The following is a 457-nucleotide window of genomic DNA, read 5'->3' as shown; positions in this document are numbered from 1 at the left end:
TGGTTGCACTGGCTACAGTTTTGCTCGATCCATTTTGGCACCATGACGCCAACGCCGCGTTTCTCGTAAGCTGTCGTGCCAGCTTCAAAGTGGCCGACTTCGTAGCCTATGAAGGCTGAGACTGGTAGGCTATCGCCTCTGGCCGCATTTATCGGTTTTACGACGTTTTCGATGAAGCTATTGCCGATATATTTTTCATCTTTTTGCTCATCATCTGCTAAATTTGCCCACGCAGGATCGACTGGTACTTTTATGAGCCCATTTGCGCCAACGTCGATAGCGTTGTAGTTCATCTGCACGATCGCCTCGCCTTTTTTAGCGTAGGCTTTGTGAGCGTACTCTTTCATATATTTTTGCGCATCTTCAAATGGTATGATGTTGGCAAGCTTGAAAAATGCTGACTGCATTATAGTATTTGTGCGGTTTTTAAGGCCGATGTCGTGTGCTAGCTTTGTTG

1 pseudogene is annotated in these 457 nt (G+C 46.4%); it reads right to left on the bottom strand.

The window, feature by feature from the left end:
• Nucleotides 1-457: pseudogene (locus tag CYP28_RS05980) on the bottom strand (pyruvate:ferredoxin (flavodoxin) oxidoreductase); the annotation flags it as partial.

Origin of the sequence: Campylobacter concisus, from assembly GCF_002914195.1 — a bacterium.
GTDB lineage: Bacteria > Campylobacterota > Campylobacteria > Campylobacterales > Campylobacteraceae > Campylobacter_A > Campylobacter_A concisus_M.
This window is presented reverse-complemented; position numbering and strand designations above follow the sequence as displayed.